Raw genomic sequence first — 15,058 nt, forward strand, 5'->3', positions numbered from 1 at the left:
ATGGCAGACGAACTTAAGAGTCACCTGCCCGTAAGCGGGCACGTGACAATGCTTGAATTTCGCTCACCGCTTTCAGTACAACGCGAGCGAGCGCCACAAAGAGACCGGGGAACCCACGGACGCCGTCTGCTAGGCCAGCTCGGGGCGCTCAATGACAGCATCGCTGACCTTGAAAAGGCTCGCCAGGAACTGGGGCTTCCAGAAAGGCGCGGGATGTCTATCTCTCTCGAGTTCAAACCCCGTGGCGCCTACGACTATACCGGCGTTGAGTGGAAACGAGAGGGTATCGAACTGCTTACCGTTCATGCCCACGAAGACCACGATGTCGTCGTGCTACACGTTCCCGACGGCAAATTGTCGGCATTCGTAAAGCGCGTCTCAGAGTACATCTCGCAAAATAACCGCGCCGGTACCGCACCGAAGAATGCATCGCTGGTAAATGCAATTGAGAACATCCGGCGCACCGCCTTCTCGGAATTGTGGAGTGATTCGGCAACGCCGCCGGAAGACAGGCAGCCTCATTGGTTTCAAATCTGGTTGCGGCACACCTCCGGAAAGATTGACGACCTGGTCACAAGCTTCATCGAGCATGCAAAGAAAGTCGGCATCGACGTCGAACCCGGCTACGTCCGCTTCCCGGGGCGGCTGGTAGTCGCTGCTTGCGGAACTCGCGCGGCGCTTGAGCAGACCATCGAATTGCTCGATATGGTCGCGGAAATCAGGTTTGTCGAACCGAGCGCCGAGTTCTATCTGAGCGACCTGACGCCGGAAGAACGCGCGGATTGGGTCAACGACCTGCTCGGCCGCACTACCTTCACCGTCGGCGGGGTGCCGCACGTATGCATTTTGGATACAGGCGTGAACTACGGCCATCCACTGCTCGACTTCGTCCTCGACGAAGTCGATGCTCATACCTATGACCCGGCTTGGGGAGTTCATGACCATGCTGGCCATGGGAGCGAAATGGCTGGAATCGCCATCTACGGCGACCTGACGGCAGCTCTGAATGGCGAGCACGAAATTGAAATCCCTCATCGACTCGAGTCGGTCAAGATACTTCCGCCAGACGGAGCCACGCCGCCGAAGCTATGGGGCGCTGTCACAACTGAATCAGTCAGTCGGGTCGAAGTTGGTGACCCCGACCGTGACCGGCTGTTCGCCATGATGACAACGTCCGTCGGCCATCTGGAGGGCAATCCGTCGGAATGGTCCGCTACGGTTGACCAACTCGCTTACGGACGGCCGCCGCTCGATATCACGTCAATAGACGACGAGCCTGACGACACACCTTGGGTTCCGCGGTTGTTCGTGCTGTCGGCAGGGAACGTGCAATGGGCCGAGTGGACCGGGTATCCAAACGTGAATGCCAACAGCCCGGTGCAGAATCCGGGACAGGCATGGAATGCGCTCACCGTGGGCGCTGCGACCAACCTCGTCCAAATCGATAGCGCCAAGCACAAGGGATTGAAGGCTATCGCTGAGAAGGGACATCTTTCGCCGGCGTCCACCACGTCAGTTTTATGGGCCAGATCCCCATGGCCATTCAAACCAGACGTAGTTGCGGAAGGCGGTAACGGCTCGCTGGAGCGTGAAGCTTTCGTCACTGTCGGGCCCGAGTCTCTCCGCGTACTCACGACATCCAGCGACGCGACCGGAGAACTCCTTTGCTCGTCGGGCGATACCAGCGCGGCCGCAGCCGATGTTGCACGCATCTGCGCGCATATCAAAGCGCGGTACCCGGACTACTGGCCAGAAACTATCCGTGGGTTGGTCGCTCATGGCGCGGAGCATACCGCTGCAATGCGCGCCACGCTTCCCGAAGTGCCGCGCCGACAGGAGAAGGAACAGCTGCTCCGTACTTTCAGCTACGGCCTGGCGACGCAAGAGCAATCCGAGTTCTCGACAGCTCATCGACCGACGCTTGTCGTTCAGCGAGAGTTCAACCCTTATCGCAAAGGTGACGATGGTGGAATCGTCCTCGGTGAAATGCAATTGCACGACCTTCCGTGGCCCACCGACGAACTCCACCGTCTTGGCCCGGCGCAGGTCGAGATGCGCGTGACCCTCTCCTATTTCGTCGAACCCAATCCGAGTTCGCGGGGCTGGCAAAGCAAATTCCGCTACCAGTCCTACGCGCTGCGCTTTGCGGTAAAGGGGGCTACAGAGGACGACGACGAGTTCATGCGCCGAATCAATAAGCTGGAACGGAATCCAGAAGAAGACGCGGACTACGGCGACCCGGAAATCGCACAGTGGAAGTACGGCGCGCAACTTCGTGCTCGAGGCTCGTTGCATTCGGACGTCTGGACGGGCACGGCAGCTCAGCTCGCATCAAAAGCGCAGATTGCGGTGTTTCCGGTAGGCGGATGGTGGAAAGACTGGAAGGAGCTGAAGCAGTGGAATTCGACAGCGCGCTACGCTTTGCTGGTGTCGCTTCGCGTCGCGGATACAGTGGAGACTGACATCTACGCGCCGATTGCCACGATTATCGAGCAAGAAGTTCAAATCGATATCGACGCGGGTGACCTCTAACGCAGCTTTGGGCCGTAGATGCACGGTGTTTCTGCGCGCGTTGGCAGTATCGGACGCGGTTGATGCAGCTCGCATATATCGGCGATTTCCCGGTGGACAAATCCTTGCCGAAGGTACAGTTCCATGGCCATAGACCTTTTTGCACACACTGGGAAGCCGGACTCCGAGCTTCCTCCGCAATTCCTGAGCGTGCGGGATATGCCTGGCTATGCTCCAGCGCGTAATCGAATTCGCGAGTTGCAGCAGGAATTTTCCGACCCGGACGGCAACTTCGTTGAGCAGTTCCAGACTTTCGGATTTGACGCACGCACCTTCGAGTTCTTTCTGGCGGTGATGCTTGAACACGTCGGTCACAAAGTCGACAGCAGCTATGACCGCCCCGACTTTCTCGTCACCAAAGATGGACTAACCGCTGCAGTCGAAGCCGTTACCGCGAATCCGCCACCCAGTGAGGTAATTCAACCCTTTGTGCAGCCCCGGTTTTCGATCGGACGGTTATGTCTGGACTATTCTCGACGCCGCCACTGTTCCGCCAAATGGCGCATACGGTGGGGTTTCCGACGTCGTCCAAAATGAAAAAAGGCCCTCGGCATTTGCCTTAGGGCCTTGATTTATCCAGGTTTCATCGACCTAGCATCACTTCGAATTTTGGTGCGCCCGGCTGGGATCGAACCAGCAACCCCTGCCTTCGGAGGGCAGTACTCTATCCATTGAGCTACGGGCGCTTCACCACAAAACTGCGGGGAATCTACGCGAAAGCGCGCCAACCAGAACGGACGCGACGCCAACGCGAGAGACCGCAAGGATACCCGGTTTCGGCCGAACCGTCCACAGGACGGCCTCCGACGCCCATCCCAGCGTCTTCCCCGACTCCTGCCATCGTCCATGCCGATCCGGGTAAACGCCTGCTGAACACCGTCCTGGCCCCCTCGCCGCCGCCGAAAGCTTGCGTCTATAATCGTCCGTGGCTGATAAAGAACAAGAAGTTGCCGTCGCGCTGTACCGCTCACACACCCACGGAGACGAGACAAGCATGAGCGAAGCACCACACGGAGCCCCGATCAAAACCCCAGCACAGCTTATCGCCGCGGTCATCGCCGGGTTTGCTGTGCCGATCGTCATCATCGTTCTGCTCGCCGTCTACGTCGATAATTCGACGCGCACCGGCGCCGGCACCGACTCTCTCTCCGAAGCCGAAGTCACCGCCCGCATCCATCCGATCGCCCAAGTCGAGATCCGCGACGCCAACGCACCGCGCGTCTACAAGAGCGGCGAGGAAGTCTACAAGGCGGTCTGCTCGGCGTGTCACGCGTCGGGTGCCGCAGGCGCGCCGAAATTCACCAACACCGCCGACTGGGCGCCGCGCATCGCGCAGGGCTTCGACACGCTGTGGCACACCGCGCTGTCCGGCAAGGGCGCCATGCCGCCGCGCGGCGGCACGAGCCCCGACGACTACAGTGACTTCGAGATCGCGCGCGCGGTCGTCTATATGGCGAACAATTCGGGCGCGAGCTTCCCCGAGCCGGCGCAGCCGGCGGCGGGCGCGGCTGCGGCATCCGGTGCGGCCGCGGCATCCGGTGCAGCAGGTGCATCGGATGCGGGCGCGGCCCAGGCCGCCGCGGCGCTGGCCGCAATGGCCAACGTGCCGCAGACTCCCGCCCCGGCAGCAGGTGGCGCGCAAAGCGCGGACGCCTCGCAGGCCGGCAAGGCGCTGTATCAGTCGGTATGCCAGGCCTGTCACGCGACCGGCGTGCTGAACGCGCCGAAGTTCGGCGACAAGGAAGCATGGGCGCCGCGCCTGAAGGACCCGATGGACACTGTCTATAACTACGCGCTGCACGGCAAGGGCGCGATGCCGCCGAAGGGCGGCTCGAACGCATCGGATGCGGACGTGAAGGCCGCGGTCGACTATATGGTCAGCGCGGTGAAGTAAAGCACGCGGCATCGGTCGTCGCTGAAATGAAAAATCCCTGCATGCGCTAACGCGATGCAGGGATTTTTTCTGTGCAATCGCAAGCAACCGCAACTGGCGGGCACTTGCAGTCCCGCCCGCTCACGACTTCTGCAACAACGCCTTCAGGCTCGCGAGCCGGTCCTTCGGCGACATCGGCGCTTCTTCCGGTGTCGGCGGCGGCGCATCGTCGAGCAGCATTTCGTTGATGAAGCGCGACGCCTCGCAGACGACCGTCTCCCGCGCCCGCTTGCGCTTCTTGCACCAGTTCAGATGCAGGCTGCGCTGCGCGCGCGTGATCGCGACGTACATCAGCCGGCGTTCCTCCTCGATGCGCGCGTCGTCGATCGGCTCGTCGTCCGCGCCGCCCCGATGCGGCATGATGCCTTCCTCGACGCCGACCAGGAACACGTGCGGATACTCGAGCCCCTTCGACGCATGCACGGTCGACAGCCGCACCGCATCCGGATCTTCCTCGCGGCCTTCGAGCATCGACATCAGCGCGACCGTCTGGATCAGCCCGAGCAGGTTCTTGCCGGTGTCGCCGAAGCCGTCGGCGGTGTCGTAGCCGGTCGCTTCGCTGCCGCTGCCGTGCTCCGGCTCTTCCTTCGTGCCCTTGCGCTTGAGCCACTCGATGAACTCCAGCACGTTCTGCCACTTTGCCTGCGCCTGGCGTTCGTCGAACGCGTCGTACAGATACGCTTCGTAGTGGATCGCCTCCATCAGCTCATTGAGCAGCGTGCCCGCCGCGTCCTTCTCCGCGCGGTCGGTCAGGCGCTGCATGAAGTCGCAGAACGCGCGCATCGGCTCGATCTGACGCGGCGACAGACGCGCCTCGATGCCGCCCATGTAGACCGCCTCGAACAGCGACACCTTCGCCTGACCCGCGAACGCGCCGAGCGCCTCCAGCGTCGTATTGCCGACGCCGCGACGCGGTGTCGTGATCGCGCGGATGAACGCGGGATCGTCGTTCGCGTTGGCGATCAGACGCAGGTACGCGCAGATGTCCTTGATCTCGGCCTTATCGAAGAACGACTGGCCGCCCGACAGCACGTACGGAATCCGTTCGCGGCGCAGCACCTGCTCGAAGATGCGCGCCTGGAAGTTGCCGCGATAGAGGATCGCGTAGTCGCGGAAATTCGCGCGCCGCTCGAACTTGTGCGCGGACAGCCGAAACACGACGGACTCCGCCTCGTGCTCCTCGTCGTTGCAGCCCGTCACCGTGATCGTGTCGCCCATACCGTGCTCGGACCACAGCTTCTTCTCGAACAGCTTCGGGTTGTTCGCGATCACGTTGTTCGCGGCGCTCAGGATGCGCACCGTCGAGCGGTAATTCTGTTCGAGCTTGATCAGGTGCAGGTTCGGGAAATCCTTGCCGAGCTGGCCGAGGTTTTCGAGGGTCGCGCCGCGCCAGCCGTAGATCGCCTGATCGTCGTCGCCGACCGCCGTGAACGCCGCGCGCTTGCCGGCCAGGAGCTTCACCAGTTCGTACTGGCATGCGTTGGTGTCCTGATACTCGTCGATCAGCAGATAGCGCAGCTTGTTCTGCCAGCGGTCGCGCACCTGCTCGTTGCTCGCGAACAGTTCGGCGGGCAGGCGGATCAGATCGTCGAAATCGACCGCCTGGTACGCATGCAGCGTCGCCACGTAGTTGCGATAGACGATCGCCGCCTGATGCTCGTCCTCGGTCGAGGCGATCGCGATCGCCTGCTCGGGCATGATCAGGCCATTCTTCCACAGCGAGATGATCGACTGGATCTTGCGGATGAAGCCCTTGTCCGTCGAGCCGACCTGCTCCTGGATCATGCCGAAGCAGTCGTCGGAATCCATGATCGAGAACTGCGGCTTCAGGCCGACATGCTCCGCCTCCTGACGCAAAATCTGCACGCCGAGCGAGTGGAACGTACACACCGTCAGCTGGTTCACGGGCACCTTGCGGCCTTCCTTGCCGGGTGCGGTCAGCGTCTTGCCTTCGAGCAGCTTGCCGACGCGCTCGCGCATCTCCGCCGCGGCCTTGTTCGTGAACGTGACGGCGGCGATGTGGCGTGGCTCGAAGCCCTTGGCTTCGATCAGGTGCGCGATTTTCTGCGTGATCACGCGCGTCTTGCCGCTGCCGGCGCCGGCGAGCACGAGACAGGGACCGTCGAGATAACGGACCGCTTCACTTTGAGCGGGGTTCAGGCCTGCGGACATCGTTTGTGGATGGGTAATGCGGTTGAGGGCCGCTGAGGTCGGACCGGCGGGTGGCGCCGGCCGAAGGCCCGGGGCATGCTGCGCGGCGCAATGCGCGCGGGAGGTGCGATGTTAACATGGCCACTGCGATGGCCACTGCGATAACCACCGCGATGACCACCGCGATGGACGCCCTCGTTGGATGCCCTCGTTGGATGCCTCGATGGTTCGGACGCCCCGACGGGCTGCGCGCAAGGCCGGCCGTCATGCTCAGCCCCCAGTCCAGCCCACAAATGCCACAATGATGAGATTGCGCGCCGCCGCCGCGGTGGCAAGGCGGCGCGCCGCTCCTCCAGGAAGACTCGCATGTCCGCATCGCTGAAAATTGGATTGATGGGCTACGGCTTCGCCGGCGCGACGTTTCACGCACCAGTGATCGAACACTGCGGACGCGCGAGGGTCGCCGCGATTGCGACCGGGCAATCCGAGCGCGCGCACACCGACTATCCGCACGCGAAAATCGTCGCCGATCTCGACGCGCTGCTCGCGCTCGACGACATCGACTGCGTCGTGATCGCGACGCCCAACGACACCCACTTCGACCTCGCGCGCCGCACCCTCGAAGCCGGCAAGCACGTGGTCGTCGACAAGCCTGTCACGCTGAGCGCCGCCGACGCCCACACGCTTGCCAATATCGCGCTCGCGCGCGGCAAGCTGTTCGCGCCCTTTCACAACCGCCGCTGGGACGGCGATTTTCTGACCGTGCGCGATCTGCTCGCGCGCGTGGAACTGGGTCGCGTCACGCAGTACGAATCGCATTTCGACCGCTTCCGGCCGGGCCCGCGTCAGCGCTGGCGCGAAGACGTGACGCGCGGCGGCGGTCTGCTGTTCGATCTCGGTCCGCATCTGATCGACCAGGCGCTCGCCCTCTTCGGCGCGCCGCGGACCGTATCGGCGACGGTGCGCACCCATCGCGACGACGCAAGTGCACCCGACTACGTGCACATCCAGCTCGGCTACGACGAGTTCGAGGTCGTGCTGCACGCAAGCGCGTTGACCGCGTTGCCGGGAGCGCGCTTTGCTATCCACGGCACGCGCGGCAGCTACGTGAAGTACGGCCTCGACACCCAGGAAGATCAGCTGAAAGCGGGCCTGCGCCCCGGCGACGCAGGCTTCGGCGGCGGCAACAGCCCCGGCGTGCTGCGCGTGCTCGAAGGCGACGAGGAAGTCGAGTGCGAATTGCCGACCCGCAACGGCGAGTACGCAGGCTTCTATATTGCGTTGACCGATGCGATCCAGAACGGCGTCGCATTTCCGATCAGTACGCGCGACGCGGTCGACGTGATGACGATCATCGACCTGGCCGCGCGCAGTTCCGAGCAGGGCGTGCGACTGCCGTTCGAGCGGATTCGCTGACCCCCCCCCCGCTGCGCGTCGACACCGCGCCACCACGATCTGTGTACCAAAAACGGGACCGCCTTTAGCGCCGCGAAGGCTGTCGGCGCGGGCTTTCCTGACGCTCCGGAAAGGAACATAACGTTACAAATTCGCCCGCTGCCAGGTCAGCGGGCGTTCTTCGTCAGCCGTTGCTAATGAGGTAGCAATCCAACACGACAACGACTCCGGGAGAATCCATGTCTCGAATCATCCGTGCCCTTGTTGCATGCGCGCTGCTCGGCTCCGTCGCCGCCTGCGTGGTAACGCCCCCGCCGGCGCCGCATCCGGGCCCGACTCCGCAGCAGATCGCGGACCAGCGTCTGCATCAGGTCGACGGCCGCATCGACAATCTCGCGCACCGTATCGATAACCGCGTGAATCAGGGCTATTACCCGCCGCCGCAAGGCGCCGCGCTGCATCACCGTCTCGAGACGATCCGCCAGGAAGCGCATGACATGGCCGCCCAGCATGGCGGCGGTTTGTCCGCGGAAGAACAGCGCGTGCTGAATCAGGAACTGGACAATGCGGCTCATGCGATCGGCGAGTGAGTCAGCGAGCAAGTGGGCAAACCGAATCGGCAAACGAGCCACCAGGTGAGCCCCCACTACCGCTCATCGTGCGGTCACGGATGGCACCGGGAGAAGCAACTGAAAAGCGCGGGCACCACGGTCCGCGCTTTTCTTTTTGACGCCCCCGAACAGCCACAGCCGGCCCCACACCGCTCCCGGGCCTTTATTTGACAAGCCCCGGCCCGTCGCGTAAATTCGCCGCACGCGTCGGGAGAGCGTGCTGGCAGGCGAAAAATCGCAGGCCGCGCCGCCGAAGGGGCACACCCGCAAACTCTCAGGCAAAAGGACCGACCGCGTCGAAAAACCCGTCTTCCGGCGGCTTTTTCGCACTCTGGAGAGCGGCAGTAGCCATCCGCGTCGCACCTCGTGCACCGCAGGCAGGCTGCCCACCGAAGGGGCGCGCGTTTCACCGTGACGGATCGAGCTCATTGAGCCAGTCGCGGCGGCGCAATCTCTCAGGTATCGAGGACAGAGGGGTCATGCAGAACCACGCTCGCAGGCACACGGCCGCGAGGCAGTGCGCCGCATGGCCTTTTTTGTTTCGCGAGATGCCCGAGGCCCCATGACCGAACTCAAACACACCCCGCTCCACGCCGCTCACCGCGCGCTCAATGCTCGCATGGTCGACTTCGGCGGCTGGGACATGCCCGTCAACTACGGCTCGCAGATCGAGGAACATCGCGCGGTGCGCACCGACGCCGGCATGTTCGACGTGTCCCACATGTGCGTGGTCGACTTCACCGGCGAGCGCGTCCGCGCGTTGTTCGAATACGCGCTCGCGAACAACGTCGCGAAGCTGCAAACGCCGGGCCGCGCGCTCTACTCCTGCATGCTGAATCCGAACGGCGGCGTGATCGACGATCTGATCGTCTATTACTTCGCCGAAGACCACTTCCGCGTGGTCGTCAACGCCGGCACCGCCGACAAAGACATCGCCTGGTTCGGCCAGCTCAACGCAGGCGGCTTCGGTCTCACCATCACGCCGCGCCGCGATCTGGCAATCGTCGCCGTGCAAGGCCCGAACGCACGCGAAAAGGCCTGGCAAACCGTGCCGGCCGCGCGCGCCGCGACTGAAGCGCTGAAGCCGTTCAACGCCGCGCGCGTCGACGGCACGCCGTTCGGCGAGCTGACCGTCGCGCGCACCGGCTATACCGGTGAAGACGGCTTCGAGATCATCGTGCCGGCTGCCCACGTCGAAGCGCTGTGGAATGCGCTCGCGGCCCACGGCGTGCGCCCGGCCGGTCTCGGCGCGCGCGATACGCTGCGCCTCGAAGCCGGCATGAACCTGTATGGCCAGGACATGGACGACAATGTCTCGCCGCTCGACGCCGGCCTCGCATGGACCGTCGACCTGGCCTCGCCGCGCGAGTTCGTCGGCAAGAGCAGCCTCGAAGCCGACGGCTCGCGCGCCGCGTTCGTCGGCCTGATCCTGCTGAAGGAAAACGGCAAGGCCGCGGGCGTGCTGCGCGCGCATCAGAAAGTCGTCACGCCGCACGGCGACGGCGAAATCACCAGCGGCACGTTCTCGCCGACCATGCAGGAATCGATCGCCTTCGCGCGCGTGCCGAAGGGCGTGCAGCCGGGCGACACCGTGCACGTCCAGATTCGCGACAAAGCCTGTCCCGCAAGCGTGGTAAAACTGCCGTTCGTGCGCAACGGCAAGGTGCTGGCGGTCTAAGCGGCCGGCGCACGCCCCTACATTCAAACACTACCGAACATACCGTTCAGGAGCATCCAATGAGCATCCCGGCCGAACTGAAATACACCGAATCGCACGAATGGGTCCGCACCGAAGCGGACGGCACGCTGACGGTCGGCATCACCGACCACGCGCAGGAAGCGCTCGGCGACATCGTCTTCTTCGAAGTCCAGGAACTCGGCAAGTCCGTGACCGCGGGCGACACCGTCGCCGTGATCGAATCGGTGAAGGCCGCCTCCGATATCTACGCGCCGGTCTCGGGCGAAGTCATCGAGGCGAACACGACCGTCGCCGACTCGCCCGACACCGTCAACAGCACGCCGTACGACAGCTGGCTGTTCAAGATCAAGCCGGCCGCCGATGCGTCGCTCGACCGTCTGCTCGACGCCGAGGCCTACGCGAAGTCGATCGGCGCCTGAGTCACCTTTCGTTTTAACCGTCAGGCGCGGCGCTCGCACAACGGCGCGCCGCGCCGCCAGGAACACCCATGAAGCTCGAACACCCGGATCGTCTGATGAACCGCACTCCTCTCTCGCTCGCCGCGCTCGAAGTGCACGACGCCTTCGCCGAACGGCATATCGGCCCGGATACGGCCGACCAGCAAGCGATGCTCGAAGCACTCGGCTTCGCGTCGCGCGCGGCATTGATCGACGCCGTCATCCCGAAGACGATCCGCCGCACCGAAACGCTGCCGCTCGGCCCGTTCGCGCAACCGAAGAGCGAAGCCGAAGCGCTCGCCGCCTTGCGCGAGCTCGCGGACAAGAACCAGGTGTTCCGCTCCTACATCGGCCAGGGCTATTACAACGCCCATACGCCGACGGTGATCCTGCGCAACGTGCTCGAAAATCCGGCTTGGTACACCGCGTACACGCCGTACCAGCCTGAAATTTCCCAAGGCCGTCTGGAAGCGCTCCTGAACTTCCAGCAGATGGTCACCGACCTGACCGGCCTGGCGATCTCGAACGCATCGCTGCTCGACGAAGCGACCGCCGCCGCCGAAGCGATGACGCTGCTGCAACGCGTCGGCAAGCCGAAGTCGAACGTGTTCTTCGTTGCCGACGACGTGCTGCCGCAGACCATCGAAGTCGTGAAGACGCGCGCGACGCCGGTCGGCATCGAAGTGAAAGTCGGCCCGGCCGCTGAAGCCGCCGACGCCAACGCATTCGGCGTGCTGCTGCAATACCCGGGCGTGAACGGCGACGTGCGCGACTACCGCGCGCTGACCGAAGCGATCCACGCGGCGGGCGGCCATGTCGTCGTCGCCGCCGACCTGCTCGCACTGACGCTGCTTACGCCGCCGGGCGAATGGGGCGCGGACGTCGCGGTCGGCAATACGCAGCGTTTCGGCGTGCCGGTCGGCTTCGGCGGCCCGCATGCCGCGTACCTCGCGGTGCGCGACGAATTCAAGCGGCAAATGCCGGGACGTCTGGTCGGCGTAACCGTCGACGCGCAAGGCAACCCCGCGCTGCGTCTCGCGCTGCAAACGCGCGAGCAACACATCCGCCGCGAGAAGGCGACCTCGAACGTATGCACCGCGCAGGCGCTGCTCGCGATCATGGCGAGCATGTACGCGGTCTATCACGGCCCGCGTGGCCTGAAGACGATCGCACTGCGCGTCAATTGCATCGCCACGCTGCTCGCCGAGGGCGCGAAGCAGCTTGGCTATAAGCTCGTCAACGAAACTTTCTTCGACACGCTCACGTTCGACACCGGCGCACGCACGCAAGCGCTGCACGACGCGGCGACGGCCAGGCGCATCAACCTGCGCCACGTGAGCGCGACGCAAGTCGGCCTGTCGATCGACGAAACCACCACGCGCCACGATCTGGCCGACCTGCTCGCGGTGTTCGCTCAAGCGGCCTTCACGAGCGACGTGCCGCAAGTCGACGCGCTCGACACCGCGCTCAACGCATCGAACTCTGCGTCGGTGCCGGCCGCGCTCGAACGCACGAGCGCGTACCTGACGCATCACGTGTTCAACCGTCATCATTCGGAAACGGAAATGCTGCGCTATCTGCGCAGTCTGTCGGACAAGGACCTCGCGCTCGATCGCTCGATGATCCCGCTCGGCTCCTGCACGATGAAGCTGAATGCGACGTCGGAAATGCTGCCGGTCACGTGGCCCGAGTTCGGCCAGATCCATCCGTTCGCACCGACCGAGCAAACCGTCGGCTACCGCGAGATGATCGATCAGCTCGAAGAGATGCTGGTCGCCGCGACCGGCTATGCGGCCGTGTCGCTGCAGCCGAACGCGGGCTCGCAGGGCGAGTACGCGGGTCTTTTGATCATCCACGCCTATCACGCGTCGCGCGGCGAAGCGCATCGCGATGTCTGTCTGATTCCCGCTTCGGCGCACGGCACGAACCCGGCGTCGGCGCAAATGGCCGGCATGCAGGTCGTGGTCGTGGCATGCGACGCGCAGGGCAACGTCGATATCGAAGACCTGAAGAAGAAGGCCGCGCAGCACGCCGATAAGCTCGCGGCGATCATGATCACGTACCCGTCGACGCACGGCGTGTTCGAGCAGAACGTCCGCGAAATCTGCGAGATCGTGCATGCGCACGGCGGCCAGGTGTACGTGGACGGCGCGAACATGAACGCGATGGTCGGCCTGTGCGCGCCGGGTCAGTTCGGCGGCGACGTCTCGCACCTGAACCTGCACAAGACCTTCTGCATTCCGCACGGCGGCGGCGGACCGGGCGTCGGTCCGGTCGCGGTCGGCGCGCATCTCGCGCAGTTCCTGCCGAACCAGACTTCGTCGGGCTACCAGCGCTCGGAGGATGGCATCGGCGCGGTGTCGGCCGCGCCGTACGGCTCGGCGTCGATCCTGCCGATCTCGTGGATGTACATCGCGATGATGGGCGCGAAGAACCTGACCGCCGCGACCGAAACCGCGATCCTCAACGCGAACTACGTCGCCAACAAGCTCGCGCCGCACTATCCGGTGTTGTACTCGGGCCCCGGCGGCCTCGTCGCACACGAGTGCATTCTCGATCTGCGTCCGCTCAAGGACACGAGCGGCATCACCGTCGACGACGTCGCGAAGCGCCTCGCCGACTATGGCTTCCACGCGCCGACGATGAGCTTCCCGGTACCGGGCACGCTGATGGTCGAACCGACCGAGTCGGAGTCGAAGGAAGAGCTCGACCGCTTCATCGAGGCGATGATCGCGATCCGCGAGGAAATCCGCGCGGTCGAGGAAGGCCGCGCGGACCGCGAGGACAATCCGCTGAAGCACGCGCCGCACACGGCGGCGGTCGTGATCTCGGACGACTGGAAGCACGCGTATGCGCGCGAGACCGCCGCCTACCCGCTGAAGACGCTGATCGCGAACAAGTATTGGCCGCCGGTCGGTCGCGCGGACAACGTGTACGGCGATCGCAACCTGTTCTGCTCGTGCGTGCCGATCGCCGATTACGAGTAAGCAGTGCGAGTCGGCGAGACGTCATGCGCGGCGCTGTGAAGGTCCGTCGGCGTCCGCGAGCGGTCCACCCGCGGTCCTGTCGTTGAAAGCCGCAACCGGCTAACATCACACACCGAATCAGCCTAACGAGGAGTTTCGCATGGCGCGAAAGGTGCGATTGATGCAAAGCCGGGCCGAGGCGGCAGGCGTCCGTCCGTGGCGGCCCGCTTACGCGGTACTGTTGGCCGCAGCGGCCGCGTTGCTGCCGCTGCGCGCGGCGCAGGCCGCGATGAATTTCTGCGCGGCGCCGGCGCTGCAAACGAGCGAGCGCACCAATGCCGACCCCGGCGTCAAGGCGCTCGTCGCCAACGTGCAGGCACATCTGAACGAGCAGCCGCATGCGCTCGCCAAATTGCACACCGAGGGCACGCTGCCGCACGAGGGCATCTACGATCAGAGCGTCGAAGCGGAGAAGGATCTCGACCTGCTGCGCGACGCCGCGCTCGCGTGGCGCGCGACCAGCGACGACCGCTTCCTGAAGCTCGTCGACCGTCTGCTGTATGCGTGGGTCACGACCTATCAGCCGAGCTTCAATCCGATCGACGAAACGCGTTTCGAAGGTCTGATCCTCGCGTACGACATGACCGCGAGCGCGTTGCCCGTCAAAACGCGCAACGCGGCGATGGCGTTTCTGACGAAGCTCGCGAACGGCTACATCGGGCAGATCGACGCGCAGCCGCGGCCGCTCACGGGCACGTTCCGCAACAATTGGCAAAGCCACCGCATCAAGCTGATCGCGATGGCGGCATTCACGCTCGACAACCGCAAGATGATCAACGCCGCGCAGCGGCTGTTCGTCGAGCATATCGGCGACAACATCGCCCCGGACGGCTCGACGATCGACTTCGGCGAGCGCGATGCGCTGCACTATGTGACCTACGATCTGCAACCGCTGGTGACGGCCGCGCTCGCCGCGCGCCGCCACAACCGCAACTGGCTGCAGGAGAAGGGCGCGAACGGCGCGACGCTGCTCGCCGCGCTGAATTGGCTCGTGCCGTTTGCTACCGGCGCTCAGACGCATGAGGAATTCGTGCATTCGAACGTCGCGTTCGATGCAAAACGTCGCGAGGCCGGCTTGCCCGGCTATTCGGGTCCGTGGGATCCGAAGAACGCGACGGAACTGTTTCACCTGGCGGCCCGTCTCGATGGACGCTTTACGCCAGTCGCGCTGCAGCTCGCACCGACGCCGCCCGCGTGGCTCGCCGTGTGCTTGCCGCTGCCGGCGCGCTAAACTC

At 64.2% G+C, this 15,058-nt stretch carries 10 protein-coding genes, 1 tRNA gene and 2 riboswitches; of the genes, 9 read left to right on the forward strand and 2 right to left on the reverse strand.

Features of this window, described 5'->3' with window-relative positions; all coding sequences use genetic code 11:
• Positions 1–213 precede the first annotated feature (213 nt).
• Together HDG32_RS19040 and HDG32_RS19045 are read left to right on the forward strand one after the other, a co-directional pair.
• A complete protein-coding gene (locus HDG32_RS19040; protein WP_260336526.1) occupies positions 214–2,532 on the forward strand; it encodes a S8 family peptidase in 2,319 nt (772 codons plus the stop codon).
• 123 nt (positions 2,533–2,655) lie between these two features.
• Positions 2,656–3,108 carry a hypothetical protein gene (locus HDG32_RS19045; protein WP_184069821.1) on the forward strand — a complete coding sequence of 151 codons (453 nt, stop codon included), beginning with the start codon at positions 2,656–2,658 and terminating at the stop codon, positions 3,106–3,108.
• A gap of 73 nt (positions 3,109–3,181) precedes the next feature.
• Here the strand turns inward: HDG32_RS19045 and HDG32_RS19050 are convergent.
• Positions 3,182–3,257 (reverse strand) — tRNA-Arg (locus tag HDG32_RS19050).
• 308 nt (positions 3,258–3,565) lie between these two features.
• Here HDG32_RS19050 and HDG32_RS19055 point away from each other — a divergent pair.
• A complete protein-coding gene (locus HDG32_RS19055) occupies positions 3,566–4,465 on the forward strand; it encodes a cytochrome c5 family protein (protein ID WP_184069823.1) in 900 nt (299 codons plus the stop codon).
• A gap of 120 nt (positions 4,466–4,585) precedes the next feature.
• Here HDG32_RS19055 and HDG32_RS19060 read toward each other — a convergent pair whose 3' ends face one another.
• A complete protein-coding gene (locus HDG32_RS19060) occupies positions 4,586–6,676 on the reverse strand; it encodes a UvrD-helicase domain-containing protein (protein ID WP_184069825.1) in 2,091 nt (696 codons plus the stop codon).
• Between the two features lie 345 nt (positions 6,677–7,021).
• On the opposite strand from HDG32_RS19060, the gene HDG32_RS19065 reads away from it, so the two are divergent.
• The 6 genes from HDG32_RS19065 (at position 7,022) to HDG32_RS19090 (ending at position 15,054) form a co-directional block, all read left to right on the forward strand.
• Positions 7,022–8,071 (forward strand): oxidoreductase, encoded by a 1,050-nt coding sequence (locus HDG32_RS19065; RefSeq protein ID WP_184069827.1) that lies wholly within the window; start codon positions 7,022–7,024, stop codon positions 8,069–8,071.
• A 218-nt stretch (positions 8,072–8,289) separates the two neighbouring features.
• On the forward strand, positions 8,290–8,640 hold the full coding sequence (locus HDG32_RS19070; protein WP_018418835.1) for a hypothetical protein: 351 nt from the start codon (positions 8,290–8,292) through the stop codon (positions 8,638–8,640).
• Between the two features lie 219 nt (positions 8,641–8,859).
• Positions 8,860–8,962: riboswitch (glycine riboswitch) on the forward strand.
• A gap of 20 nt (positions 8,963–8,982) precedes the next feature.
• A riboswitch (glycine riboswitch) is annotated at positions 8,983–9,143 on the forward strand.
• A gap of 80 nt (positions 9,144–9,223) precedes the next feature.
• On the forward strand, positions 9,224–10,339 hold the full coding sequence (gene gcvT, locus HDG32_RS19075) for a glycine cleavage system aminomethyltransferase GcvT (protein ID WP_184069829.1): 1,116 nt from the start codon (positions 9,224–9,226) through the stop codon (positions 10,337–10,339).
• Positions 10,340–10,398: 59 nt separating this feature from the next.
• Positions 10,399–10,779, forward strand: a complete 381-nt coding sequence (gene gcvH / locus HDG32_RS19080) for a glycine cleavage system protein GcvH (protein WP_090802422.1) — start codon at positions 10,399–10,401, stop codon at positions 10,777–10,779.
• A 68-nt stretch (positions 10,780–10,847) separates the two neighbouring features.
• Entirely contained in the window at positions 10,848–13,784 is a 2,937-nt protein-coding gene (gene gcvP, locus HDG32_RS19085; RefSeq protein ID WP_184069831.1) for an aminomethyl-transferring glycine dehydrogenase, read from the forward strand.
• 139 nt (positions 13,785–13,923) lie between these two features.
• The gene (locus HDG32_RS19090) at positions 13,924–15,054 is read left to right on the forward strand and encodes an alginate lyase family protein (protein WP_184069833.1); all 1,131 of its coding nucleotides are present in this window, start codon (positions 13,924–13,926) and stop codon (positions 15,052–15,054) included.
• Positions 15,055–15,058 lie beyond the last annotated feature (4 nt).

The sequence above is a fragment of the Paraburkholderia sp. CI2 genome, from assembly GCF_014201055.1.
In the GTDB taxonomy this organism is placed as follows: Bacteria; Pseudomonadota; Gammaproteobacteria; order Burkholderiales; family Burkholderiaceae; genus Paraburkholderia; species Paraburkholderia tuberum.

Coding starts and splice junctions, on each gene's coding strand:
- HDG32_RS19040 (WP_260336526.1), top strand. CDS start 214: ATGTCTATCTCTCTCGAGTTCAAACCCCGTGGCGCCTACGACTATACC.
- HDG32_RS19045 (WP_184069821.1), top strand. CDS start 2,656: ATGGCCATAGACCTTTTTGCACACACTGGGAAGCCGGACTCCGAGCTT.
- HDG32_RS19055 (WP_184069823.1), top strand. CDS start 3,566: ATGAGCGAAGCACCACACGGAGCCCCGATCAAAACCCCAGCACAGCTT.
- HDG32_RS19060 (WP_184069825.1), bottom strand. CDS start 6,676: ATGTCCGCAGGCCTGAACCCCGCTCAAAGTGAAGCGGTCCGTTATCTC.
- HDG32_RS19065 (WP_184069827.1), top strand. CDS start 7,022: ATGTCCGCATCGCTGAAAATTGGATTGATGGGCTACGGCTTCGCCGGC.
- HDG32_RS19070 (WP_018418835.1), top strand. CDS start 8,290: ATGTCTCGAATCATCCGTGCCCTTGTTGCATGCGCGCTGCTCGGCTCC.
- gcvT (WP_184069829.1), top strand. CDS start 9,224: ATGACCGAACTCAAACACACCCCGCTCCACGCCGCTCACCGCGCGCTC.
- gcvH (WP_090802422.1), top strand. CDS start 10,399: ATGAGCATCCCGGCCGAACTGAAATACACCGAATCGCACGAATGGGTC.
- gcvP (WP_184069831.1), top strand. CDS start 10,848: ATGAAGCTCGAACACCCGGATCGTCTGATGAACCGCACTCCTCTCTCG.
- HDG32_RS19090 (WP_184069833.1), top strand. CDS start 13,924: ATGGCGCGAAAGGTGCGATTGATGCAAAGCCGGGCCGAGGCGGCAGGC.